The following is a 24,617-nucleotide window of genomic DNA, read 5'->3' on the forward strand; positions in this document are numbered from 1 at the left end:
ATATAGGGACCGGCGAGATGAACAAGATCGGCAAACGGGGAAAGCCCAGCCGCAAGGTGCGGCTCGAGGATATCGCCGAGCGCTGCGGCGTATCGCTCAGCACGGCCTCGCGGGCGCTGGCCGGCGAAAAGGGCGTCCGTCCCGAGATCCGTGCCAAGGTGGCCGAGGTGGCGAAAAGCCTCAATTACGCGGTTCCCACCTCGATCGCCGGGCGCAAGATCGTGCTCGCCGCCTCCAGCGTGGCCATGGTCGACTACGTGCGCAACCAGTTCACCTATCACGTGCTGGAGGGGCTGAACGCCCGCGCCCAGACGCTCGGCGTCGAGATTGTTACCCTGCCGATCGCCGATCCCCGTCACGCCATCGGCTCGCTCGAAGCGGCGCTGGCCGACGACGACATCGCCGGCTTCCTGCTTCTGACGCTCGATGACGAGGACATGCTGTCGCTGGCGCGCGGCTTCGCCAAGCCGGTGGTGCTGGTCAATGGCGACGACCCGCTGATGCGCCTATCGAGCGTGACGCCCTGCAACCGCTCGGGCGCCCGCGCCGGCGCCGAGCACCTGATCGAAGCCGGCCATCGCCGCGTCCTGTTCCTGATGCGGCGCGGACGGCGGACCATCGAGCGGCGCTTCGAGGGCTGGCGCGACGCGCTGGTGCAGCATGGCTTCGATTGCGACGCCGACCTGGTGGTGGAGGTCGACGACTGGCTTCCGGAACTTGCCGCCGACGCGATCGCCACCCGGATCGCCCAGCGCGGCCTCGACTTCACCGCCGTGCTGACCGCCGGCGACAGTCTGGCGATCGGCGCGATGATGGGACTGACGCGGGCGGGCCTGCGGGTGCCGGACGACGTGTCGGTGGTCGGCATGGACGACCTGCCGCAGTCGGCTTTCATCAGCCCGCCGCTGACCACCGTTCACATTCCCATGCGCGAAATCGGCGCCACCGCGCTCGACCTGCTGCTGGACGCCATCGACGGCTTCGGCACCCCCGCCCGCCGCCTCGAACTCGCCTGCCACGTCGTCGAACGACAGTCGGTGGCGCGGGCGCCGTGAGAAGGCTGGCTTTCGGCGGACCTGTCAGCGACCAACAGAGTTGATGCCGGCTTGATAAGGGCGTGCAACGCTATGTGACTGTTACCTATATATGTCTCAATAATTTAACGGCGAGTGCGCTATGTCGAACCGGCATCCCGCAAGACTGCCGAGCCTTAATGCGCGAGAGGCGCTGGACCTCAGGCCGAAAGAGGCAAGAGGTGAATATAGAGCCTTTCTCACCTCAAGCTTCCCGTCGCGACGCCCCCTCCCCGGACCGCCCGCCCCCTCCGCATAGCTCTCATGTGCTCGTTTGCCTTGACTTCTGGGGCCTAAAGCCTCATGTGAACAGCAACGGGTGGCATGCCGCCCTCACTTTACGGCCGCGTGAGCGGATCGATTTCGATCTTTGGCCGTTCCTCCTGACGATAATTGGCCCGATCACGCGGGGCCGGTTGCTCCCCGCGAACGTCACCGGCTTTTCCGCCGGCGATGACGCTTGGTTTTGAAAGCAGTTTTCCCTTTGACGTCTTTTTCCGACTTCGGCCTTGCCGATACACTGAACCGTGCCCTTACCGACGCGGGTTATGAGACCCCCACCCCCATTCAAACGCAGGCGATCCCCGACCTTCTGAAGGGTCGCGACCTCCTCGGCATCGCCCAGACCGGCACCGGCAAGACCGCGGCCTTCGCCCTGCCCATCCTGCAGCGCCTCGCCCCCGGCAAGCCGGCGGCCCCGCGCCGCGTCCGCGCTCTCATCCTGTCGCCGACCCGCGAGCTGGCCACCCAGATCGCCGAGAGCTTCAAGCTCTATGCGCGCTACATGAACCACATGTCGGTCGCCGTGGTGTTCGGCGGCGTCGGCCATCGCCCGCAGGAAGACCGCCTGAAGCGCGGCGTCGACATTCTCGTCGCCACCCCCGGCCGCCTGATGGACCACATGGCCGCCGGCATGGTCTCCCTTGAAACGACCGAGATCTTCGTGCTCGACGAGGCCGACCAGATGCTCGACATGGGCTTCGTCCAGCCGGTGCGCCGCATCGTCAAGACACTGCCCAAGGCGCGCCAGAGCCTGTTCTTCTCGGCCACCATGCCGAAGGAAATCGGCCAGCTGGCCGGCGAGATGCTGTTCAACCCGGTCACCGTGTCCGTCGCTCCGGCCGCCACGACGGTCGAGCGCGTCGAGCAGCGGGTGATCCACGTCGAGACCGGCGCCAAGCGCCGCCTTCTGCTCGACGTCATCGTCGCCGAAAAGCCCGAACGCGCCCTGATCTTCACCCGCACCAAGCACGGCGCCGACCGCGTCGTCCGCCAGCTCGGCCAGGATGGTGTCGACGCCGCCGCGATCCACGGCAACAAGAGCCAGGCCCAGCGCGAGAAGGCGCTGGCCGCCTTCAAGGCCGGTTCGACGCAGATCCTGGTTGCCACCGACATCGCCGCCCGCGGCATCGATGTCACCGGCGTCAGCCATGTCATCAACTTCGACCTGCCGAACATCCCGGAAAGCTACGTCCACCGCATCGGCCGCACCGCGCGCGCCGGCGCCTCGGGCGTTGCCATCTCCTTCTGCGCCGATGATGAGCGTCCTTATCTCAAGGACATCGAGAAGATCACCCGCCAGAAGATTCCGGCCGAGGATCGTCGCGGCACCATCGCCATCAGCGAGAAGGCCGACTCGTCCGAGCGCGGCGAGCGCTCGTTCGGCAAGCGCCCGCAGCCGGGCAGCCGCTCCAGCAACCAGGCCGCGCGTAACAACCGCCGCCCCGCGCCGGCTCCGGTTTCGGCCGAGCAGCAGCGGCGTGACGCCATGCCCGCCGCCAAGGCGCGCCAGCCGGGCGCTGCCAAGCCGTCGCATGCCGCCCACGCCAAGCCCGGTCAGGCCAAGCCCTCCAACCGCCCCGTCCATCGCGATACCGGCGCCTCCGAGGAGAGCCTCGGCCGCGTCGGCTTCCTGGCCGGTGGCCGCGACGGCATGAAGCGCCGCCCGGCTGAAGGTCGCGGCCAGCGCGACGGCCGCTAAGCTCCTTGTTGCCCCTCGCTTGGCTCCGGTCCTATAAGATCGGAGCAAGTGAGGGAGCGACACGATGGCCTATGAAGCTAAGCCAAGCCGTTACGACGACATGATTTACCGCCGCGTCGGGCGGTCCGGCCTGAAGCTGCCGGCCATCTCTCTCGGCCTCTGGCAGAACTTCGGCGAGAACTCGCCCATCGAACGCGGCCGCGCCATCTGCCGCACCGCCTTCGATCTCGGCATCACCCACTTCGATCTCGCCAACAACTATGGCCCGCCGCCCGGCACCGCCGAGGAGGCCTTCGGCAAGCTTGTTGCCAGCGACTTCCGCCCCTATCGCGACGAGATGATCGTCTCCACCAAGGCCGGCTACGGCATGTGGCCCGGGCCCTATGGCGAATGGGGCAGCCGCAAATACCTGATCGCCTCGCTCGACCAGAGCCTGAAGCGGATGGGTCTCGACTATGTCGACATCTTCTATTCCCACCGCTTCGATCCGGAGACGCCGCTCGAGGAAACCATGGGCGCGCTCGACCATATCGTCCGCTCGGGACGGGCGCTCTACGTCGGCATCTCCTCCTACAATTCCAAGCGCACCCGCGAAGCTGTCGCCATCCTGAAGGCGCTCGGCACGCCCTGCCTCATCCACCAGCCCAGCTATTCGATGATCAACCGCTGGGTGGAGGAAGACGGGCTGCTCGACACGCTCGACGATCTGGGCATCGGCTCCATCGCCTTCTCGCCGCTCGCCCAGGGCATGCTGACCGATAAATACCTGAGCGGCGAGGTGCCCGAGGGCAGCCGTGGCGCCCGCAAGGGCCCGCTGAAGCCCACCTTCCTCACCGAGGACAACCTCGCCCGCATCCGGGCGCTGAACGACATCGCCGGCGCGCGCGGCCAGACGCTGGCCCAGATGGCCATTGCCTGGGTGCTGCGCGGCGGCCGCGTCACCTCGGCGCTGATCGGCGCCAGCCGGCCGGAACAGGTGATCGACTGCGTCGGCGCCCTGAAGAACCTGGAGTTCTCCGCCACCGAGCTGGCCGAGATCGATGCCCGCGCGCCCGACCTCAACGTCAACATCTGGGCCGCCTCGGCGGAGCGAACCGGGCCGTCGCGGTAAGCCCATATAGAAAAGGCCCGGACGAGCCGGGCCTTTCCCTCAAACCCCGAAGGGATTGATATTACCACACGCGAACGAGGCGGGTGACGGCGGTGAAGTCGCTCCAGTCGTTCTGACGGCCGTAGTCGACTTCGCCCTGCAGGTTGAGGCCTTCGGCGAGCTTATAGTCGACGCCGAGGTTGCCGTAGAGGAAGTCGTCAGCCGAGGCGCCGGCCGGCGCGTCGACGATCTGGTAGCGGACGCCGGCATAGACGGCCATCGGATCGGTCACCTGATAGGACGCAGCGAGCGCAAGGTCGATGATGTTGTCGGCCTTGAAGCCGGCGATGTTGGTCAGCGACGACGAGGAGCCCTTGCCGCCGTCGGTGTAGGCGGCCCAGGCGCGCAGCGACAGATTGTCGATGAGCTTCAGGTTGGCCGTGGCCTTGACGCCGAACAGGTCGTTGTCGCCCTTGTCGAAGGTCCGATAGACGCCCGACACGTCGAAGCTGCCCCAGGACTGGCCGGTGATGCCGACGATGCCCGAAGCCTGGTAGCCGGCTTCCTGACCGGTCGACCAGATGGTCGGACGGCTGACGCTCTTGGTGTTGCTGTAGACGCCGGCACCGACGTAGAAGCCGCCGGCCAGCTTGTCGACCAGTACGCTGGCGCCGACGGCGGTGTAGTCGCCGGGAGCCCAGGTCGAGTCGTTGATGCCATAGAGGCCATCACCGTCGGCGACTTCGTCATGACGGCCGACCGTCACGTAGCCAACCTGGATGAAGGACTGCATCAGCAGGATGTTGTTGGTGGCGTCGTCGAGGCCGAACTCGAAATACGACCGGACCATGCCAAGGTCGGACGCCGAACGGGCGTCAAAGCCGACGCGGGCGTCGGCACGCAGCGCGACGTTATCATTGTTGCCCTGGGCAGCGGCAAGGTCGCCGCCGTAGTTGTTGTAGGCGACACCGGCGCGAACGCGGCCCTTGATGCGCAGGCAGGTCTCGGTGCCGGGGATGTAGAAGAAGCCGGCGCCGTAGGCATCGCAAACCTTCACATAGTCAACGGCGGCCGGAGCGGCGTCGCCCGGCAGGTCGGCGGCGAGGGCGCCGGAGGCGGCCATCAGTCCGGCAGCGGTACCAAACAGCATGCTTTTCACGTTCATCTTTATCTCCAAAAAATCGTGAGCGAAGCCCTTCCCCGCCGGCGAGCAGCGTGGCCGCGACCATCGTGAAAATGCTTCGTTTACGACCGCACCCCGGCCGTCCGGCTCCCCAGCCCGACCCTTCCGAAAGCGGTGGCGGGTTTCACCTCGGCGGAACCCACGGCCGCCTGTTTAGCGATCCACGCATAACCTGCAATGTCATAATTCACGAGTTTCCGTCACAATTGGAGTCAAATTGTCCATGTTGCAAAAAAGCAACTATTGACGTTTAGCCGGAGAAATTAGCTGATTAATGAAAGACAATATTCTCCATTTCGCGAATTCTCCGATCTAATTCGTGAATATTTCACAATCTGTATGTTTTTACGTACAATATATAGAACTACACGACTCATGATGGACCCGTTCGATCAATAATATATGTCTTCTGACCGACATAAACCTGAATTCTCGCAGGAAATACGCCTACATGAGCGAGCGAAACGAACACACTCGCAGCGAGAGGCGTCAAGCATAGCTGTAAAATCTATGTAGATTTGTGCTGGCGCGAAATGAGCTACGCATCGCGCAGCGCGTCGAACTTCGCCCGGTTCAGCCGCAGGCCGGAGGCATCAACGGCCCGCCCAACCCAGGCGCCGGATCGGCCGATGCAAGGTTCGGAATCGGCCGACGCCATCTCTGGCAGGCCGATATGACAGCGGTGTAACAACGGAGAAGATCGTTCCGCTTGGCCATCGGTTCGGAAAGCGAAATCCGGGAATCCGAAACCCCGGTGCCATGCATCCATCAGGGCGCACCGGGATCAACGGCGCCCAATACATCCCTCGGCACCCTCTCGCCCCCCCCCCGCTTTCGCGAGGGCGTTCGGACGAGATGAGACTCCATGGTCGATTGGGGCTCGGACCGGCAGGGAACACGCCGGCGAGGGGCCCGGGCGCCCTGCCCTCACTCCGCCGCCAGCGAGGTCCTGAGCGAGGCGGTGGCGTCGATAAAGCCGCCACCCAGAACGCGCGCCTCATCACCTGGCGCGTCATAGAGCACGCAGGCTTGGCCGGGCGCGATTCCCTGCTCGCCGTCCAAGAGCTCGACGGCAACCCGCCCGTCCTGACGGACGATCATCGCCGCCTGCGGCGGCCGCGACGAGCGCACCTTGGCGAACACCGTGCGGCCGCTGTCGATCTCGGCCTCCAGCGTGTTGCCGCCGATCCAGTTGAGATCGCGCAAGGTGAGGCGATGGGTGATCAGCGCCTCGCGCGGCCCCACCACCACCCGCCGGCTGGCGGCATCGAGGCGGATGACGAACAGCGGTTCGCCGGTGGCGACGCCAAGGCCCTTCCGCTGGCCCACGGTGAAATGGATGATGCCGGTATGCTGGCCAAGTACCCGGCCATCGACATGGACGATGTCGCCGGCTGCCACCGCTTCCGGCTTCAGCTTCTCGATGACGTCGGCATATTTGCCCTGCGGCACGAAGCAGATGTCCTGGCTGTCGTGCTTGTCGGCCACCTCCAGTCCGAGATCGCGGGCGATCGCTCGGGTTTCCGGCTTGGTCAGGCCGCCGAGCGGGAAGCGCAGGAAGTCGAGCTGATCCTGGGTGGTGGCGAACAGGAAATAGCTCTGGTCGCGGTCGAGATCGACCGGCCGATACATGGCGCGATGACCGTCCAGGAGGCGCGAGCGCACATAGTGGCCGGTCGCCAGCGCCTGGGCGCCGAGGTTGCGCGCCGTATCCAAGAGGTCGGAGAACTTGACCGTCTGGTTACAGGCAACGCAGGGCACCGGCGTCTCACCGGCGATGTAGCTCTCGGCGAAGCGATCGATCACCGCCTCGCGGAACCGGCTCTCGTAATCGAGCACGTAATGGGGAATGCCGAGCCGCGCCGCCACGTCGCGCGCGTCATGAATGTCCTGACCGGCGCAGCAGGCACCCTTGCGATGAATCGCCTCGCCGTGGTCGTAGAGCTGCAGCGTCACACCAACGACGTCATAGCCCTCGCGTTTCAGAACGCCGGCCACGACCGATGAATCGACACCGCCGGACATGGCGACGACGATACGGGTATCCTCTGGGCGGCCTTCGAGATCGAGCGAGTTCAGCATGGCGTCTTTCCGGCGGATGTCTGGCGCCGGCGCTGCCGGCCCGCTCCGCTCACAACTCGTTCCTAATAGCTGCTTTGGCCGACAAGCTCCAGAGCCGTGCCGGCATGGCTGGGTCAATTCTGCCGGGTAGCGGCAAGCCTTGCCGGCCGGACGGAACGACGTTTGCCGCGCACGTTGACCGCCCTGCATAAAAAGCCATTCCATATCAAGGAGTTGTAGCCAGACGCCCCGCTTCGAGGCGTTGGCCCTGACTTTGCACATCGTCAAGGGACTGAGTTTGTCTCGCGTGTAACGGATCCGTCCATGGCCACTGTCGCTCCCGTTCTGCCGCTCCCCCAGCCCGCCACCCCATCGGTGGCGGCCAGCTCCAGCGTCGCCGTCAGCAAGGACGTCGGCAACAACTTCCGCGACATGGTGGCCGACGCCACGGATTACGAGCCGACGAGCCAGCAGACGGCGGCGCGCGATGTGACCCCACCCCAGCGGGCCGACCGCACCGACAGCACCTCCGACCGCCAGACCGATAACAGCTCCGACCGCCGGACCGACCGCGCCGACAATAGCTCCGATCGCCGGGCCAACCGCGCCGAGCGCGCCGCCAATCGCCGGGCCGACCGCGCCGATGATGCCGCCGACCGTAGCGCCGACCGTGGCGATGCCACGTCGTCTCGCCGCAGCGCCCAGCGCGAGGCCCCTGCCACCACCGATGCCGCCGCGCCTTCCACCGACGATACGCAGGACGCCCAGACTGCCGACGTCGCTGCCACCGGCGAGGCTGCTCAGGCCGATCCGGCAGCCGCCGCTCAGTTGGTCGCCGTGCCGCTCGATCTCGCCAATTTCTGGTCGGCCTATACCGGTCTGCAATCGGAAGGCGGAAACGATGCCGTCGCCGCGCTCAACGCGGCAGCGACCACCCCCGCTGCCGCGCCACTGCCCCAGGCGTCCACCCCCGCCGAAGGCTTCCAGCAGGCCCTGGCCGATGCCGCCGCCGGTGCCGCAACACCGGCGCAGCCACAACCGGCCACTGATAACGCCACCGCGGCTGCCACTGCCGCCGCGACTGCCGCGGCCGCCTCCACCGCCAACGCCTCGACCGACGACGCGGCGCTTGCCGCACTCAAGGCGGCGATGACGGCTGTCGCTCCCGAGCAGCCCGTCCCCGCGCAGTCCACCACGCCGCAGCCTGCCGCGCCGCAGACTGCCGTGTCGCAGACCGCAAAGCCGGCCGTCACGGCCGACCAGACCGCCGCCGCCCTCATCGCCGATGCCGTGGCCGCCGCCGCGACGCCGGCTGCGTCGACGCCGGCCGCCGCGCCCACCGACACGACAGCCGCCGCGACCACCCCCGTCGCCGCGCCGACCACTGCCGACTTGCCCGTGGCGCCGGTCGCCGCACAGACCGCTCCGGTCACCGACACGTCGAAAACCAGCACGCAGCCGGTGATTGACATGACGGTGACGCGCCAGCCGTCGCCGGAAGCCGTCGCCCCTCCGCTCGCCATGCCCGTCGACAGCGCATCGGCCAACACCGTCCCGCAGACCGCTTCGACCACGACCGCTTCGACCCCGGATGTCTCGACCAACAAGCCGGTCGCCGACATGCCGAAGGTCACCGTCGCCCAGCCGATGACGGCCCCGGCAACGGCCGCCAGCGCAGCCGTCCCCGTGACCGCCGCCAGCCAGCAGGCCGTCGATGCCGAGACCACCGCGGCCCAGCCGGCCAGCGTCGTCTCGGTCAGTGCCCCGAAGCCGGCGGTTTCCGCCGACAAGCCGGCGACAGCAGCCACCGATGACAGTGCCACCGCCGCCGACGACACCACCTCATCGGCAGCGACGGCCCGCGCGCCCCTGCCGCCGGTCACCGCCAGCGGTCAGACTGCGGCCACCAACGTCGCCACTGCCGCCACCGATGTCGCCCAGAGCGACGCGGCGGCCAACGCCGGCGCCATCGCGGCAGCCGCCAACATCAAGCCGGCCAATGCCAAGGGTGCCGCGTCCGACAAGTCGGTGAGCGCCACCGATGCCACCGGCGACCGCACGTCCGCGAGCGACAACGGCGTCGCCCCCAATCAGGCGGCCGATAACGGGCTTGCCAAGTCGAAGACAGTGAGCGGCGTGTCCAGCGCCGCCCGCGCCTTCGCCGATCGTCTGCGCGACGCTGGCGTCAGCTCCACGCATACCGATACTGCCGGCACCCAGACCGCCGCCCTCCCCGCCGGCCAGACCACCACGTCCGCCACGGCTTCCACCGCGACGACCAGCACCACAGGCGCAGCCGTCAAGCTCGATGACGTCGGGGCCACCATCGTTCGCCACGTCAAGGCCGGCGAAACCAGCTTCTCGGTGCGGCTCGATCCGGCCGAACTCGGCAAGGTCGACGTCAAGGTGGATTTCTCCGCCGACGGCAGCGCCAAGGCCCATCTGGTCGTCGAGCGCCGAGACACCTTCGATGCATTGTCGCGCGATCAGCGGCACATCGAACAGACGCTGCGCGACGCCGGTTTCGAGGTGAAGGATGGTTCGGTGTCCCTTTCGATGCGCCAGGACGGCCAGCAGGACCGGTCGGCCTCCTTCGCCCGCCAGGACCAGCAGCAACAGCAACAACAGCAGCAGCAATCTCGTCAGGCCCAGGCAAACGCCGCCGTCAGGGTCAGGACCGAGGACGATACCCAGCCGACCGTGAGCCCCGTCACCTATCGCGCGCGTGGCACCGGCCGCATTGATATCAGCGTCTAGGCATTCGCCCGAAAAGTTGCAGACTTTTCGGACCAAGCGAATGCAAAAAGAAACAGTACCAAGGTCCACACAACCATCAGCGTCTGAGTAAAGAGTATCAGGAGACGATCATGAGCGTATCCGGTGTCGGCAATTCGAAGAACACGAGCACCCAGGACAACGCGTCCTCGGCGACCAAATCGCTGACGTCGAACTACACCACGTTTCTGACGCTGCTCACCACGCAGCTCAAGACGCAAAGCCCGCTGTCGCCGATGGACGTCAACAGCTTCACCCAGCAGCTCGTTCAGTATTCCTCGGTCGAACAGCAGATTCAGACCAACGCCAATCTCAAGTCGATGATGGACTCGATGACCTCGAGCGCCGCGCTCCAACTCGTCAACTACGTCGGCAAGTCCGTCACCGCCTATTCCGACACCACCAAGATGGACAGCGGCAAGGCCAATTGGACGGTCAACTCGTCCGCTGCGGCGCCGGGCTCCAAAGTGACCATCACCGACGAGAATGGCGGCGTGGTTTATCAGGGCAGCGTCGATCTCAAAGCTGGCAACAATTCCTTCTCCTGGGACGGCAAGGGCACCAACGGTGCCGACTACAGCTCGTCCACCGGTGCCTTCACCATCGCCGTCAACGGCACCGACACCGCCGGCAAGGCGGTGACCATCACCACCGAGATCACCGGCAAGGTGCAGGCCGTGGATACCTCCTCGTCGCAGCCTTACATCAAGGTCAACGGCCACCTGCTGCCGCTGTCGGCACTGACCGAAGTCTCGGCCTGACATCTCAAAACATGGTGCGCCGGCCGATGCAGCCGGCAACGCTCATCCCCGCGCCCGCAGCGCCGCCGTCAAGGGCAGGCGCGTCGCCGCAACGGCTGGCAAGGCGCCGCCGACCACCCCGATTGCCAACCCGAGCAGCGCCGTCGTCAGCAGAACGCCCCCATCGAGGGTGAGGCGGAAGGACAGGCTGGCGTTATTGGCGCCGACGGTGCTCGCCTGCCATCCGTTGAAGATCAGCCAAGACGCCGCAAGGCCGATGGCGACGCCGATCGCCGAAAGCACCGCCGCCTCCACCCAGGTCGCAACGAAGGCCGACAGCCGGCTGAACCCCAGGGCGCGCACCGTGGCGATCTCCACCGTCCGGTCGGAAACCGAACTCATCATGGTGTTGATGGCTCCGGCAGTGGCGCCGAGCGCCATCAGCAGGGCGATCGGCCAGCCGAACAACCGGATGAGAGTGGCCGTGCCCGCCGATTGGGCGGCATAGAGATCGGCCTCGACCACAGCCACAAGTGGCGTGGCGGTGAGGCCACCAAGAGCCGACCTCAACCTGTCGATGCCCCCCGCCCCATCGAGCCGGACCCGAACACTCTGAACCTCACCCTGCCGGTCGAAGGCGGAGCGCACGACATCGAGATCGGCCCATAGTTCCGACTCGAAGGCGCTGCCGCCCGACGAAAAATGTCCGACCACCGTGAAGGTCACCGCGCCGAGCCGCACCTCTCGCCCCACCGCCAGCGCGGCAAACGCCCTGGCGATGCTGTCGCCCACCACGATTTCTCGCGCGCCCGGCCTCGCGAAGCGCCCGGCCGTCAGCGCAACGCCATCGCGGAGCGCCGGCCCGGTCGGGTCCATGCCGCGCAAGGCCAGCATCTTGGCGCCGGCCTGATCGTTCGACAGTTCGACGGGAACGACGATTTCCCGCGACAGCGCCGGATTGCCCGCCGCGTCCCGCGCCACGCCGATATCGCCGCGCATCGCCTCGATGGTGCGGATGACGGCGGCCGGAATATCGGAACCGGTCTCCTGGTTCGTACCGCCGCCCAGGATCACGGCCACCGACCGGGATCCGGCGCTGGTGAGCGCCCTCTCGAAGCCCGCGGCCATCGACAGGAAGCCGGCGAGCACCAAGACGACCAGCGCCACGGAAAACACCATGGAGGTGGCGATCGCCATCCATCGCGGCAGGCTCAGGAGATTGGCCCTGATCATCACGCGCGTCTGTCTGAAGGGGAACAACATCGGCTTACCTCGTTCTGAAAGCTGCGGTGATCGGTGTTCGCATGGCATTGAGCGCCGGGATCAGGCCAGTGATGAGCCCCAGCGCCAGGATGATCGCGGCGCCCCAGACGAGCACGGCCATGGAAAAGACCAGGCCCAGCATCGGCCCGCCCAGAATGGCGCCGACTTTTGCCAGGATCAGACCCAACGCGCCGCCGACGATGAAGATGAACAGCGTCTCGCCCAGCACCAGCGCCAGGATAGTCCTTCGGGAAAAACCCAGCGTCTTCAATACGCCGGTCTCGAAGGTGCGTTCGCGCATCGCAAACACCATGGTGTTGACGACGATCATCATCAGCGTGACGAAGGCCGCGCCGACCACCAGATCGATGATCAGGCCGATGTCGGCATATTGGCGCAGGAAGGCTTCGAGAAACTGCTTTTCCGATTGGGTGCGCGTCGGCGCCGCCGAATTAGCGAACAGCCCGTCGAGGCGCGTGGCCAGCGTGGCGGCGGACACGCCGGCTGCCGGGCGCACGACGAAAGCATCCACCGTATCCTCGCCGCGCGCCCTGATGGTGTTGATGTAGTCGTAGCTTGCCAGCATGAAATAGGTGTCGGTACTGGCACTCTCGCCGTCGAAAATGCCGGCGATCTCGAACCGCCAGTCGCGCCCGCCGTCTTTCTTCGCCATCTGGAAGGCGGTGACGGTGATCGACTGGCCGACCGACCATCCCTGGGCCTCGGCGAGTGCCCGGCCGACCAGCACCCGATCCCGCGTTTGACCGAGGGCTGACATCAGCGCCGGCGTCAGGCCGAACTCGCGGCCGTTAACGTCGGCGATCCGCGCCGGGTCGACCGCGCTCACCGCCACCACGTTTTTTGGGGCGCCCACATACCCGCGCAGGCGCGTCATGGGGGCAACCGAGGCGACGCCGGGCGTGGCGGCGATGCGCGCACCATAGGCCATCGGCAGCGGCAGCGTGCGCCCCGCCGCGTTGGTCACCCCGAGAAGATCGTCGCTGGCGCCGGCTGCCCCTTGGGTTCCCGAGAGGAAGCTGGCGGTCAGCCCGTAGATCAGGAAGGCGACGGCGACGCAGAACATCAGCAGCAGCGTGCGCAGCGGCTTTCGCCAGGCGTTGCGCCTGGCAAGACCGAGAAACGTCATCAGGCGGCCCTCCTCTCCTCGATGAAATGCCCCTTGTCGAGATGCAGCGTCCGCTGGGCGTGCGATGCCGCCCGGGGATCGTGGGTGACCATCACGATGGTCTTGCCGAGTTCACGGTTGAGGAGGCGCAGCATGTCGAGAACGTCGTCCGCCGATGCGCGATCGAGGTCGCCGGTCGGCTCGTCGCAGAGCAGCAAATCGGGATCGGTGGCGATCGCCCTGGCGATGCCGACCCGCTGCTGCTGACCGCCTGACATCAGCCCCGGATATTGCTTCCCGCGTCCGGCAAGGCCGACCAGATCGAGCACCCTCTCCACCCGGGCACGCCGCTCCCTGGCCGGGATGGGCCGGAGCAGCAGCGGCAGCTCGACGTTCTCCGCCGCGTTGAGCATCGGCAGGAGATTGTAGAACTGGAAGACGATGCCCATGTTGCCCGCTCGCCAGGCCGATCGCGCCGCCTCGCCCATCAGGTCGAGCCGGGCGCCGCCGATGCTGACCTCGCCGGCATCGGCGCTTTCGACACCGGCCAGCATGTTGAGCAGCGTCGATTTGCCCGATCCGGAGGGGCCCATGATGGCGACGAAATCGCCGCGCGGAATGTCGAGATTGAGGTCGGCGAAGATCGGGATGGCTTGCTCGCCGAGCCTGTATCCCTTTCGCACGCCTTTGAGAGCGATATACGGTCGTTCGGTCATGGCAGGGCTTCTCCCATTGTACCTGGTGTTTCGGGGACGGCGATGCGGATGCGCGCCGCCATGTTGGGCCTGAGGCCATCAGGCGGGTCGACGAGGATGAGCCGAAGCCCGATGGTGCCTTTCTCCGCCGAGGCGACCGGCGCGATCCGCTGGAGTTCGACGGCGAAGGGCCGGTCTGGAAAGCCATCCAGCACCGCCTCGCCGCGCAGGCCGGCACGGAGCCACGGAAGATTGGTCTCCGCCACGTCGGCGTCGATCACCAGGCCGGTGGTGTCGGTCAATGCCAGAAGGCTCTGGCTTTCCCGAACGCTGTCGGTGCGGGCGAGAACGGTATCGCCGATGTGGGCGTTGAGCTGGGTGACGGTGCCGGCAAAGGGCGCCCGCACCGTCATCTCGTCGAGCTGTTCCTCGGCGACGCGGATGGCGAGATCGGCCCGCACCGCCTCCTGCCGGCCCTGCGCGACGGCGTTGAGCGCGCTCTTCCAGCCCGTTTCGGCTTCTTCCAGGTCCTTCTTGGAGGTCGCTTCGCTGCGCGCCAGAATTTCGCTACGGCGAAGCGTCGCCACTGCCTGTGCCAATGCGATCTGCCGCGCCGCGACCACCAGATCGGCCGAAACCTTGGCGGCCTTGGCCTGTTCGAGCGCAAGCCGGGCGCTGACGTTGTCCAGCGTCACCAAGAGCTGGCCGGCCTCTACCCGATCGCCAACATCGACCGAGATGCCGGTGATCCGTCCCTCGTATTTGGCAAAGACGTGGGTCAGTCGTGGCGCGATGACATAGCCCGAGCCGGTCATTTCACGGGCGGCGGCCGGTGCTTTGGCAGGCGGCGATGACGCGTCAGGCGCGGCGGAAAGCACCGTTGCCGGGGCCGCAAGCCGGGCCGCGTCCGGTTGGCCTTGCAGCACCGCCCTGATGTCGCCGAACGTGCCCGGCCAGACCAGGACAGCGACAACGGGGACGGCCACCACGACGACGCCGGCCACCCAGCGAATAGCTTTGCGGCGAGGCGCGGGCGTCTCTGGCATCGGCGCCAGAGACAGCGATTTGAGCGCTTCGGTGAGTTGGCGATCGTGTTCGGTGAGCGTGTTCATGCCGGCAACATGAACCCGCCGATGCCCGGCCTCGACCTTGAACACGATCCCGAACGTCCTCGATCGCGATCGAGAACCTCGGAAGCCATCGCTGTTACTTGAAATAGCGGCCGGGCGTCGTTCCGAACTGGGCCTGGAACGCTTCGATGAAGGCGCTCACCGTCTCATAGCCGAGATCGAGGGCGACAGTGGTCACCGGGTTGCCCTCCGCCAGCATTTCCAGCGACCGCAGCAGCATCACGCGCCGCCGCCAGGCGGAGAAGGTCAGGCCCGTTTCCTCGGTGAAACGCCGGCTGAGGCTGCGCGGGGCGATGCCGGCCCAGGCGGCCCATTCCGGCATCCGCCGCCTTTCGGCACCCCCCTCGGCGATCGCCTGGGCGATGCGCCGCAGCCGAGCATCCCTGGGCATCGGCAGCTCCAGATCCTCTTCCGGCGCCGCGGCGATCTCGTCCAGAATGACGCGGGCGATGTTGATCTCGGCCGGCGACAGCGGCTTGTCGTCCCAGCCGGCGGCGCGGGCGACCGCCTCGTTCAAGAGACCCGACAGGCGGATGACGCGCGGCGCCCCGGGCAAGGCATCGCAAGCCTCCTCAGCCACATAGACGCTCCAGCCCTGAAAGCTGCCGTGCGAGATGAAGTCGTGCTCGACATGCGGCGGCAGCCATACCGCATTGACTGGCGGAATAAGCCAGCGGCTCTGATCGGTACGGATGCTGACAACGCCGCGCAACGTGCCGAGCAGTTGCCCTCGCCCATGGCTGTGCCGTTCCGTATGCCGCACGCCGGCCTGCCGGCGGCTGGTCGCCAACAGGATCGGCGCCTCAGTGGACTGCAGCAGGAGGGGATCGATGAGAAAATCGGTCATAGCCTCAAAGCCGTATTGAATTGCCCCGATACGTTAGCGGCGCAACGACCAGCCGGCTAGTCTCCGCATATCCAAGGCGGACAGGAGCCAGCGATGACCACGGATAGCCCACTCACCACCAGCGAAGTCCACGACCTGTTGCGGCGGCTGTTCGCCGCCTTCACCGACCCCACGACCAAGCCGGAGACCTTTGCTGAGCTGCTGACGCCCGACTACGTCCAGCGCGTCGATGGCAAGGAGCTCGACTATGCCGGCTTTCTCACCCACAGCGCCGCCCTTCAGGCAAGCCTCGCGTCTAGCCGCGTCACCTTCGAGCACATCGTTACCGACGGCCGCGCCGCCGCGACGGTGCATATCGCCGAGGCCGTGAAGACCAACGGCGACCGCATCCGCCTCAAGGTCATCGCCTACTATGAGTTTCGCGACGGGCGCATCAGTCTGGTGGACGAACTCACCCACCTCATGGACGGCGCGGACCAGGATCGGGACTTGGGATCGAGACTACAGCCTTGATGGCGGCGATTTTCGCCTTATGCGACTGTTGCACGGCCAACAGGACAACCATCAAACCTTGGCAGGGTCACAATGACGCACACAGCGAAGGTTCTTCTCCACTGGTTGGTAAGTGGCCCTCCGGCCCATTCAGCCCGTGGCCAGCTGTTCTCGTTACCCGCTCGCTTCGATCACCAAGGCGAAGACTGGGCGCATAACGCCTGGAGTCTCGTTCTCAACGTCGAAGGGGCGCCTGATGATCGAGGCTACCAAGTCGGAACAGCAAGGTTTCTGACGCCCAATGCACCCCATGCTTGGCTATCGCAAGGTGCTCGGTTCGTCCTTTTTGAAGGCCGACTTGCGCTTGCCGAGGGGGAAGTCACTCGGGTTGAGGGCGACTGAAGAGATAAAAGATCTGGCTCACTCGATCCGGCGGCGGCAGCTTTCCGCCCAGGCTTGGCCGCCCCCCCCCGCAAAATAAGTAGTTATTTCCTGCATCACCCTCTGCGGCAAAAGGGCCCGCTCACTGCGCCGAAGCGGCATTCCGGCCCTCTCCGTTAATCTTTCAAAGGAAAAAATACGTCGTTTCTGCGGATGGGCGCCCCAATTCCTAAAGCGCAGCAAACAGAGCGCTTTCAGCAAGTCGTTCAAAATCTTACCGAATTCTTGCGAGGGAGTTAGGCGTTTTTTAAACGGCTTGATTTAGGATGCTCTTCTGAAGGTCAGATTTGTGTGAGAGTAGAATGACCGAGCAGATGCGTCCGCGCGTAAAATACGTCATAGGGCCTGATGGTAGCCCGCTGACGATTGCCGATTTACCACCCGAGGGCACCCAGCGTTGGGTGATCCGCCGCAAGGCCGAGGTGGTAGCTGCCGTCCGTGGCGGCCTCCTGTCTTTGGAGGAAGCCTGCAAGCGCTACACCCTTACGGTCGAAGAGTTCCTGTCCTGGCAGCAGTCGATCGACAAGCACGGGCTTGCCGGCCTTCGGGCGACGCGGGTTCAGCAATATCGCCCCTAACCGGGTTTTTCGATTGTCCTTTTCCAAAGGCGACCGATCCCCAGCGGATCGGTCGCCTTTGCCTTTTTGGGCAAATTTCGCCACACCCGGCAAAAAATGCCGTGAATAATGCAAATCTTCATAAACCGGTTTTGGCGGTTTTCCGGCATTCGACGTCGACGAGCCGTCGGGCGTTAATAACTTGTTTACCATAAGCGTGTGGAAGTAATTGCCGCGTTGGTCCGCGGCGGCGATGACGATTCACGCCGCGTCGAACAATGGGGAAAGCGGCGTGGGTGGTTTTGGAGAATTCGTAAAGAGCCTGGGACCAAGTCGGCTGGCGGCCATGGGCGCCGTCGCGCTGGGCCTTGTCGGCTTCTTCGTCTTCATCGTGCTCCGTTTCTCGGCCATCCAGCAGGTGCCGCTCTACACCGGCCTCAGCCTCGACGATTCCGCGGCCATCGCCCAGCAGCTCACCTCGGCCGGCACCGCCTTCACGCTCAAGGACAACGGCACCACCATCCTGGTCGACGAGACCAAGCTCGATCAGACGCGCATGACGCTGGCCCAGCAGGGTCTGCCGGCCGGCGACAGCGTCGGCTACGAGATCTTCGACAAGACCGACGCGCTCGGCACCACCTCCTTCGTGCAGTCGGTCAACGCGCTGCGCGCCCTGGAAGGCGAGCTGTCGCGCACCATCCGCACCATCCGCCAGGTCGATCAGGCGCGCGTCCATCTGGTGCTGCCGGAGAAGCAGCTGTTCAAGAAGGACGAGCAGAAGCCCACCGCCTCCATCGTGCTGAAGACGCGCGGCACCCTCGATCCCGGCCAGATCCGCGCCATCCAGCACCTGGTGTCCTCCGCGGTCCCAGGCCTCGATCCGTCGCGCATTTCGGTGATCGACGAGACGGGCCGCCTGCTCGCCCAGGGCAGCGGCGACGAAAACAGCGCCTCCTTCCTTGCCTCCAACGCCGACGAACGAACCTCCACCTTCCAGAACCAGGTGGAGGGCCGCGTCCGCGACATCGTCGAAAGCGTGGTGGGCGCCGGGAGAGCCCGCGTCCGCGTCGCCGCCGAGCTCGATTTCAACCGCGTGCAGGAAACGCAGGACACCTTCGATCCCAACAGCCAGGTCGTCCGCTCCACCCAGACGCGCGAGGAAAAGTCGCTGAGCCAGGACAATCAGGGCAACCCGCCCGTCTCGGCCGGCAACCAGATCCCCAACGCCAACCAGCAGCAGACCCCCAACGCCTCGCAGACCTCGGACAACGCCCAGACCACCGAGGAAACGGTCAACTACGAGATCTCCAAGACCACCCGCACCCAGGTGTCGGAAGTGGGCGGCGTCAAGCGCCTGTCGGTCGCCGTGCTGGTCGACGGCCGTTACACGCCGGATGCCAAGGGCGTCATGGTCTACGCGCCGCGCCCGCAGGCCGAGCTCGACCAGATCACCGCGCTGGTGCGCACCGCCATGGGCTTCGACGACAAGCGCGGCGACCAGCTGCAGGTGGTCAACCTCCAATTCGCCGACAGCCCGCCCGGCCCGGCCGACCTTGCCACCGCGCCCGCCTCGATGTTCGACTTCTCGCGCGAAGACATCATGCGCTTTGCCGAGATGGGCGTGCTGATCCTGGTGACGCTCCTGGTTCTGCTGTTTGCCGTCCGGCCGCTGATCCGCCGCATCCTCGGCTCCGACATCGACGACGAGACGCTGCCGGCCATCACCTCCGCCCTCAGCGAGGCGCAGGCTGCCGGTCGTAACGCCGTGAGGGTGATGTTCGACGCTGACGGCAAGCCGATGGTCGTCGGTCCCGATGGCGTCGAGACTGCGGCCGCCACGTCGGAAGTACCTGCCCTTCCCAATGACACTCGCATCGAGAGCGCCAGGGCGGTCGGCGCCCAGCAGCTCGACCAGGTGCGCAAGGTGGGCGATCTCGTCAACGACAATCCCAACGAAGCGGCGATCATCATTCGTAACTGGTTGTCGGAGGTTCCCGTCTAAATGGCCCTTTCCCCGACCGCGCTGGTCGCCAAAGGCAACGCGCTCACCATTTCCTCGGACGGCGAGAACCGCGCCCTGAACGGCGCCGAAAAGGCCGCCGTGATGATGCTCGCCCTCGGTGACCGCTACGGCGGCCCCATCTGGAAGCTGCTCGACGAGATCGAGATCAAGCAGCTGTCCGTTGCCATGTCCAAGCTGGGGCCGATCACCCCCAACATGCTCGACGACCTGATGATCGAGTTCGTCACCCGCGTCTCCTCCTCCGGCGCGCTGATGGGCAACTACGACACCACAGAGCGCCTGCTGCTCGCCGTGCTGCCGCAGGACAAGGTCAACGCCATCATGGACGAGATCCGTGGTCCGGCCGGCCGCAACATGTGGGAGAAGCTCTCCAACGTGCAGGAGAACGTGCTCGCCAACTACCTGAAGAACGAATACCCGCAGACCGTCGCCGTCGTTCTCTCCAAGATCAACTCCGACCACGCGGCGCGCGTCCTGTCCAAGCTGCCCGACGAATTCGCCCTCGAGGTGGTCGACCGCATGCTGAAGATGGAAGCGGTGCAGAAGGACATCCTGGAAAAGGTCGAGCAGACGCTGCGCGTCGAGTTCATGTCCAACCTCACCAACACCCAGCGCCGCGACGCCCACGAGCTAATGGCCGAGATCTTCAACTCCTTCGACCGCAACACCGAGGCGAAGTTCATCGCCGCCCTCGAAGAGCACAATCGCGACGCCGCCGACCGCATCAAGGCACTGATGTTCACCTTCGACGATCTCGGAAAGCTCGATCCGGGCGCTGCCCAGACGCTGCTGCGCCAGGTGGAAAAGGACAAGCTGGCGCTGGCGCTGAAGGGTGCCAAGGAAGGCGTGCGCGACTTCTTCTTCGCCAACATGTCGGCCCGCGCCTCGGCCATGCTGAAGGAAGACATGGAAGCCATGGGCGCCGTCCGCCTGCGCGACGTCGACGAGGCCCAGGCCGCTCTCATCAATCTCGCCAAGGATCTCGCCGCCAAGGGCGAGATCATGATTGCCAAGAACAAGGCCGAGGACGAGCTCGTCATGTGACGGCTCTCCTTGCGAAGGAGTAATTGCTTATGGCGGCACCGGCCCGCTTCCTGTTCGACACCGACTTCTCGGCCCCGGCGCGTGATGACGCCGTGCCGGCCACCGTCATGCTGCCCGAGCCGGAGCATTTGGCGCGTCTTGCCGCGGCGGAAGCTGCCGCCTATGAGCGCGGCCTTGCTGCCGGCCGCGAAAGCGCCGAGGCGCAGGCCGCCGACCGCACCGCCCGTGAGGCCATGCGCCTGTCCGACGAGGCGCAGCGCCTTGCCAGCGCCGCCCAGTCGATCCTCGCCGTCCTCGACACCGAACGCGCCCGCATCGAGGCCGACGCCATGCGTCTTGCCGAGACGGTGGCCATCAAGATCGCCGGCACGCTGGTGGAACGGCAGCCGCGCGAGCGCATCATCGGCCTTCTCAACGATTGTTTCGCGCCGTTGCGCGCCGCGCCGCATCTGGTGATCCGCCTGTCGGACGCCGATGCCGAGCCGATCCAGACCGAGTTGAAGCGCCTCGTCGCCGAGCGCGGCTTCGAAGGCCGCCTGGTGGTGCTGGGCGAACCCGGTATGGCGCGCGGCGACTGTCGCATTGAGTGGGCAGACGGTGGTATCGTGCTTGACCACGCTGCCATCGTCGCCGGCATCGAAGCGGCGATCGCCCGCCACCTGCCGGCCCTTGACCCGGCCGACCCAACGTCCCAGAGCGGAGCTGCCCCATGACCCCCGCCGACGAACCTTCGGGTATCGACCTCGAATCCCACAGCGCCGAACGCCGGCGCGGCGGCGATGAAGGCGAGGATCAGGCCATCACCCGCTCGGCCGCCGAGCTCGAGGCGGTGTTCGACGTTCCCGTGCGCGTTTCGGCCATTCTCGGCCGCGCCCGCATCGGCGTCGCCGACCTTCTTCAGCTCGCCCCCGGCTCCGTCCTGGAACTCGACCGCAAGGTCGGCGAAGCCATCGATATCTATGTCAACGACCGCCTTGTCGCCCGTGGCGAAGTGGTGCTGGTCGAAGACAAGCTCGGCGTGACGATGACCGAAATCGTCAAAGCCGAGCGCTGACCGGAGACAGACCCATGCGCCTTCTAATCGTCGGCTCACTCAACGGGCAGCTCACCGCCGCCACCCGCATCGCCATGGACAAGGGTGCCTCGGTGCTGCAGGCCGACACCATCGACACCGCTCTTCGGACGCTGCGCTCGGGGCGCGGCGCCGATCTGGTAATGATCGATGTCGCCCTGCCGATCGCCCGGTTGATCACCTCGCTGGAGGAGGAACGCATCCACGTTCCGGTGGTCGCCTGCGGCATCGCCACCGACGCCAAGGCAGCCGTCGCCGCCATCCGCGCCGGCGCCAAGGAATACATCCCGCTGCCGCCCGACGCCGAGCTGATCGCCGCCGTGCTCTCCGCCGTCGCCGCCGACAGCCGCGACCTGGTGGTGCGCGACGAGGCGATGCAGGCGGTGCTGAAGCTCGCCGATCAGGTGGCGCCCAGCGAAGCGTCGATCCTGATCACCGGCGAGAGCGGTACCGGTAAGGAAGTGCTGGCCCGCTACGTCCACCGCAAGTCGGCCCGCGTCGACAAGCCCTTCGTCTCCGTCAACTGCGCCGCCATTCCCGAGAACCTTCTGGAATCCGAACTGTTCGGCCACGAGAAGGGCGCCTTCACCGGCGCCGTGGCGCGACGCGTCGGCAAGTTCGAGGAAGCCACCGGCGGCACGCTGCTGCTCGACGAAATCTCCGAGATGGACGTCCGCCTGCAGGCCAAGCTGCTGCGCGCCATCCAGGAGCGGGTGATCGACCGCGTCGGCGGCGGCAAGCCGGTGCCGGTGGACATCCGCATCATCGCCACCAGCAATCGCAACCTCACCGACGCCGTCAAGGAAGGCCGCTTCCGCGAGGACCTGCTCTACCGCCTCAACGTCGTCAACCTGAAGATCCCGTCGCTGCGCGACCGCCCGGCCGACATCCTGGCGCTGGCCGAGCATTTCAGCCGCAAGTATGCCGAGATCAACGGCATGCCGGAGCGGTCGCTGTCGGCCGACGCCAAGCGCGAGCTGATCGCCGCCCGCTGGCCGGGCAACGTTCGCGAACTCGAGAACACCATCCACCGCGCCGTGCTGCTCGCCAGCGGCATGGAGATCGGCGTCGAAGCCATCCGCCTGCCCGATGGCGCCCGCATGGAGACTGCCGTGCCGCGCTCGGCCGACCCGGCCATCCGCGCCGCCCAGACGGCGGAAGCGGTGACACGCGCGCTGGTCGGCCGCACCGTCGCCGAGGTGGAGCGCGACCTCATCCTCGACACGCTCGACCACTGCCTCGGCAACCGCACCCACGCCGCCAAGATCCTCGGCATCTCCATCCGCACGCTCAGAAACAAGCTCAACGAATACGAAGCCGACGGCATCGACGTGCCGGATCCTGGGACGAGCCGGATCGCGACGGCGTAAGGAAGCAGGAATAACGATACGCGTAGCGCCGGCCGCTGAAGAGCGCCGGCGCTTCCTGTATTGGGACCTAACCCGCTTGGTCTGACTGACGCCTGTGGTAGTCAGGTACAGTTACACATCAAATGATAGATCTATTCCAAACTCTTCCACACGCTAGCGTGTCTGACTGAAACGTCGCTTCAAAGTTTACGTCACCAAACCGCCCGATAAAGGACTCGATCCGATCAGATCTTTCTTTGACTTCCTGGAAGAGTTATTTGCAGGGGAGCAGCACTCGCATTCTTCGTCGTACGAGGTTGTTCTATTTTTCTGATTCAATTTTCTATAAAACAGCAAGCCTATAGCTGCCAATAAAAATCCTACTGGTTGCATGTATTCTCGTATCAAATATGTTGTTCTATTTATATATACGTGGGTATTGAGCCACAGAACGACTTCAATATTTGCATCTGCAGGCGGCATGTAGTGTGGGGACCTTAGATACCAATCCATAAGTAGATTAAATGGCAAAAGCATCAACACCCCTATCACTCCGACCAGCAAAAATATAAACTTAACGATATTCACTTTTGAATACATTACCATAGCCTTCCCCAAGGATAAATATTGGTGCCAGTTATTGCACTTTTTACTGATGCCCCCGCACCAATTCCAACAGAAGCCCCTCCACCGGTAATAACGCCGCCTCGCTCCAGTCCTTCAAATGTATCAACACTTCCCGATGCAATAACTCCCCCCGCGATGCTTTGATTGGCGAATGGCCCGCCCAAGTCGCAAACCGTTGAGGCAGTGGAAACCGAAACTCCAGCGGATGCTGATGCCTCTCCTCCGACCCCAGCACCGCCCCCGCCAAACGTATAACCAGCGATGTTTCCAGACGAATCTACCGCAATTCCTCCCCCGAACTGAATGTTTACTACTCCAAATTGTCCATTGACTGTACCGCCAACCTGAACAGTCCACAATCCAATTGGGTCGACTCGATTTGTGATGCTTTGCTCAACGTACCCGTAGAGATTCCCTTCTGCGCTGCTCCTCTCCCCAATCGGGTCCCGGCTGATCCACCTCCCAACCCGCGGGTCATACGCTCGGTAGTTCGCCAGCCCCAGCCCGCTATCCGGTTCGTTGATCAGGCCGGCATAGCCGAAGTCGGTGAGCGGGGCGGTCGTTTGCAGCGGTACACCATAGGGATCATAGCTATAGGTGGGAGCGCTGCTCGGGCTGGCGAACACCCGCCGCACCGAACCGAGCTGATCGACGCCGTAGTAGAGCGATGACGGCGAGTTGCCGAGCAGCCCCTCGCCTTCGGTGTAATAGGCTCGCTGCGGCTGGTTGGAGGCATCGCGTGCCTGGCAGGGCTTGTCGCCACACCAGACGTGGGTGGTGGCAACCGCCGCTCCGCCGCCGGCCGGCGTGTGGCTGATCGTGGTGCGCCGGCCGAGCCCATCATAGGCAAGGGTGGCGGCCTTGCCGGGCGTAGCCGGATAGGCGATGCCGATCAGCCGGTTGTCGGCATCCCAGCTATAGCTGCGCGTTCCGTCCGAGGTCAGGTTGCCGTTGGCAGCGACGGCCTGAGGGCAAGCCGGGAGGTTCATTGGAACTGAAGCGACCGCGTCGCCGCTAAGCCTGAACCGGAGGCAACGCCGCCGCCGCT

20 protein-coding genes are annotated in these 24,617 nt (G+C 65.4%); 12 read left to right on the forward strand and 8 right to left on the reverse strand.

The window, feature by feature from the left end:
- The first annotated feature begins 17 nt into the window (after positions 1–17).
- The 3 genes from G522_RS0119520 to mgrA all read left to right on the forward strand — a co-directional run bounded on the left by G522_RS0119520 (position 18) and on the right by mgrA (position 4,165).
- Positions 18–1,055, forward strand: coding sequence for a LacI family DNA-binding transcriptional regulator (locus G522_RS0119520; protein ID WP_026792486.1), 1,038 nt, complete (start codon positions 18–20; stop codon positions 1,053–1,055).
- A gap of 502 nt (positions 1,056–1,557) precedes the next feature.
- Positions 1,558–3,054 (forward strand): DEAD/DEAH box helicase, encoded by a 1,497-nt coding sequence (locus G522_RS27750; protein ID WP_084633297.1) that lies wholly within the window; start codon positions 1,558–1,560, stop codon positions 3,052–3,054.
- A gap of 64 nt (positions 3,055–3,118) precedes the next feature.
- Positions 3,119–4,165, forward strand: coding sequence for an L-glyceraldehyde 3-phosphate reductase (gene mgrA, locus G522_RS0119530; RefSeq protein ID WP_026792487.1), 1,047 nt, complete (start codon positions 3,119–3,121; stop codon positions 4,163–4,165).
- Positions 4,166–4,226: 61 nt separating this feature from the next.
- Here mgrA and G522_RS29210 read toward each other — a convergent pair whose 3' ends face one another.
- Together G522_RS29210 and mnmA are read right to left on the reverse strand one after the other, a co-directional pair.
- Positions 4,227–5,309, reverse strand: coding sequence for a porin (locus G522_RS29210; protein ID WP_026792488.1), 1,083 nt, complete (start codon positions 5,307–5,309; stop codon positions 4,227–4,229).
- Between the two features lie 945 nt (positions 5,310–6,254).
- Positions 6,255–7,409, reverse strand: a complete 1,155-nt coding sequence (mnmA, locus tag G522_RS0119545) for a tRNA 2-thiouridine(34) synthase MnmA (RefSeq protein ID WP_026792489.1) — start codon at positions 7,407–7,409, stop codon at positions 6,255–6,257.
- Between the two features lie 303 nt (positions 7,410–7,712).
- Between mnmA and G522_RS29215 the strand changes: the two genes are divergently transcribed.
- Both G522_RS29215 and G522_RS0119555 read left to right on the forward strand, forming a co-directional pair.
- Positions 7,713–10,145 carry a flagellar hook-length control protein FliK gene (locus tag G522_RS29215; RefSeq protein WP_026792490.1) on the forward strand — a complete coding sequence of 811 codons (2,433 nt, stop codon included), beginning with the start codon at positions 7,713–7,715 and terminating at the stop codon, positions 10,143–10,145.
- A gap of 110 nt (positions 10,146–10,255) precedes the next feature.
- Entirely contained in the window at positions 10,256–10,924 is a 669-nt protein-coding gene (locus tag G522_RS0119555; RefSeq protein ID WP_026792491.1) for a flagellar hook assembly protein FlgD, read from the forward strand.
- 42 nt (positions 10,925–10,966) lie between these two features.
- Here G522_RS0119555 and G522_RS0119560 read toward each other — a convergent pair whose 3' ends face one another.
- Genes G522_RS0119560 through G522_RS0119580 form a run of 5 tightly spaced genes read right to left on the reverse strand, consistent with a single transcriptional unit; the run spans position 10,967 to position 15,964 of the window.
- Complete coding sequence (locus G522_RS0119560; protein WP_026792492.1) at positions 10,967–12,166, reverse strand: ABC transporter permease; 1,200 nt, start codon at positions 12,164–12,166, stop codon at positions 10,967–10,969.
- Positions 12,167–12,170: 4 nt separating this feature from the next.
- Entirely contained in the window at positions 12,171–13,313 is a 1,143-nt protein-coding gene (locus G522_RS0119565) for an ABC transporter permease (protein ID WP_026792493.1), read from the reverse strand.
- Positions 13,313–14,008: an ABC transporter ATP-binding protein gene (locus G522_RS0119570; protein ID WP_026792494.1), complete on the reverse strand. Its 696-nt coding sequence runs from the start codon at positions 14,006–14,008 to the stop codon at positions 13,313–13,315. Before G522_RS0119570 ends, G522_RS0119565 begins: the two co-directional genes overlap by 1 nt.
- Positions 14,005–15,144: an efflux RND transporter periplasmic adaptor subunit gene (locus G522_RS0119575; RefSeq protein WP_245586693.1), complete on the reverse strand. Its 1,140-nt coding sequence runs from the start codon at positions 15,142–15,144 to the stop codon at positions 14,005–14,007. Before G522_RS0119575 ends, G522_RS0119570 begins: the two co-directional genes overlap by 4 nt.
- A 49-nt stretch (positions 15,145–15,193) precedes the next feature.
- The gene (locus G522_RS0119580) at positions 15,194–15,964 is read right to left on the reverse strand and encodes an AraC family transcriptional regulator (protein ID WP_026792496.1); all 771 of its coding nucleotides are present in this window, start codon (positions 15,962–15,964) and stop codon (positions 15,194–15,196) included.
- A 93-nt stretch (positions 15,965–16,057) separates the two neighbouring features.
- Between G522_RS0119580 and G522_RS0119585 the strand changes: the two genes are divergently transcribed.
- From G522_RS0119585 to flbD, 7 genes are all read left to right on the forward strand, one after another.
- Positions 16,058–16,477, forward strand: coding sequence for a nuclear transport factor 2 family protein (locus G522_RS0119585; protein WP_051228877.1), 420 nt, complete (start codon positions 16,058–16,060; stop codon positions 16,475–16,477).
- A 722-nt stretch (positions 16,478–17,199) separates the two neighbouring features.
- The gene (gene sciP, locus G522_RS0119595) at positions 17,200–17,475 is read left to right on the forward strand and encodes a CtrA inhibitor SciP (RefSeq protein WP_026784035.1); all 276 of its coding nucleotides are present in this window, start codon (positions 17,200–17,202) and stop codon (positions 17,473–17,475) included.
- Positions 17,476–17,746: 271 nt separating this feature from the next.
- Positions 17,747–19,456 (forward strand): flagellar basal-body MS-ring/collar protein FliF, encoded by a 1,710-nt coding sequence (gene fliF, locus G522_RS0119600; protein WP_026792498.1) that lies wholly within the window; start codon positions 17,747–17,749, stop codon positions 19,454–19,456.
- On the forward strand, positions 19,457–20,521 hold the full coding sequence (fliG, locus tag G522_RS0119605; protein ID WP_026792499.1) for a flagellar motor switch protein FliG: 1,065 nt from the start codon (positions 19,457–19,459) through the stop codon (positions 20,519–20,521).
- 29 nt (positions 20,522–20,550) lie between these two features.
- Positions 20,551–21,234 (forward strand): FliH/SctL family protein, encoded by a 684-nt coding sequence (locus G522_RS0119610; protein ID WP_026792500.1) that lies wholly within the window; start codon positions 20,551–20,553, stop codon positions 21,232–21,234.
- A complete protein-coding gene (fliN, locus tag G522_RS0119615; protein ID WP_026792501.1) occupies positions 21,231–21,575 on the forward strand; it encodes a flagellar motor switch protein FliN in 345 nt (114 codons plus the stop codon). Before G522_RS0119610 ends, fliN begins: the two co-directional genes overlap by 4 nt.
- 14 nt (positions 21,576–21,589) lie before the next feature.
- Positions 21,590–22,963 carry a sigma-54-dependent transcriptional regulator FlbD gene (gene flbD, locus G522_RS0119620; RefSeq protein WP_026792502.1) on the forward strand — a complete coding sequence of 458 codons (1,374 nt, stop codon included), beginning with the start codon at positions 21,590–21,592 and terminating at the stop codon, positions 22,961–22,963.
- Between the two features lie 578 nt (positions 22,964–23,541).
- Here the strand turns inward: flbD and G522_RS29700 are convergent.
- Positions 23,542–24,558, reverse strand: coding sequence for an RHS repeat-associated core domain-containing protein (locus tag G522_RS29700; RefSeq protein WP_084633298.1), 1,017 nt, complete (start codon positions 24,556–24,558; stop codon positions 23,542–23,544).
- Between the last annotated feature and the right edge of the window lie 59 nt (positions 24,559–24,617).

Source organism: Pleomorphomonas oryzae DSM 16300, assembly GCF_000422965.1.
Classification (GTDB): domain Bacteria; phylum Pseudomonadota; class Alphaproteobacteria; order Rhizobiales; family Pleomorphomonadaceae; genus Pleomorphomonas; species Pleomorphomonas oryzae.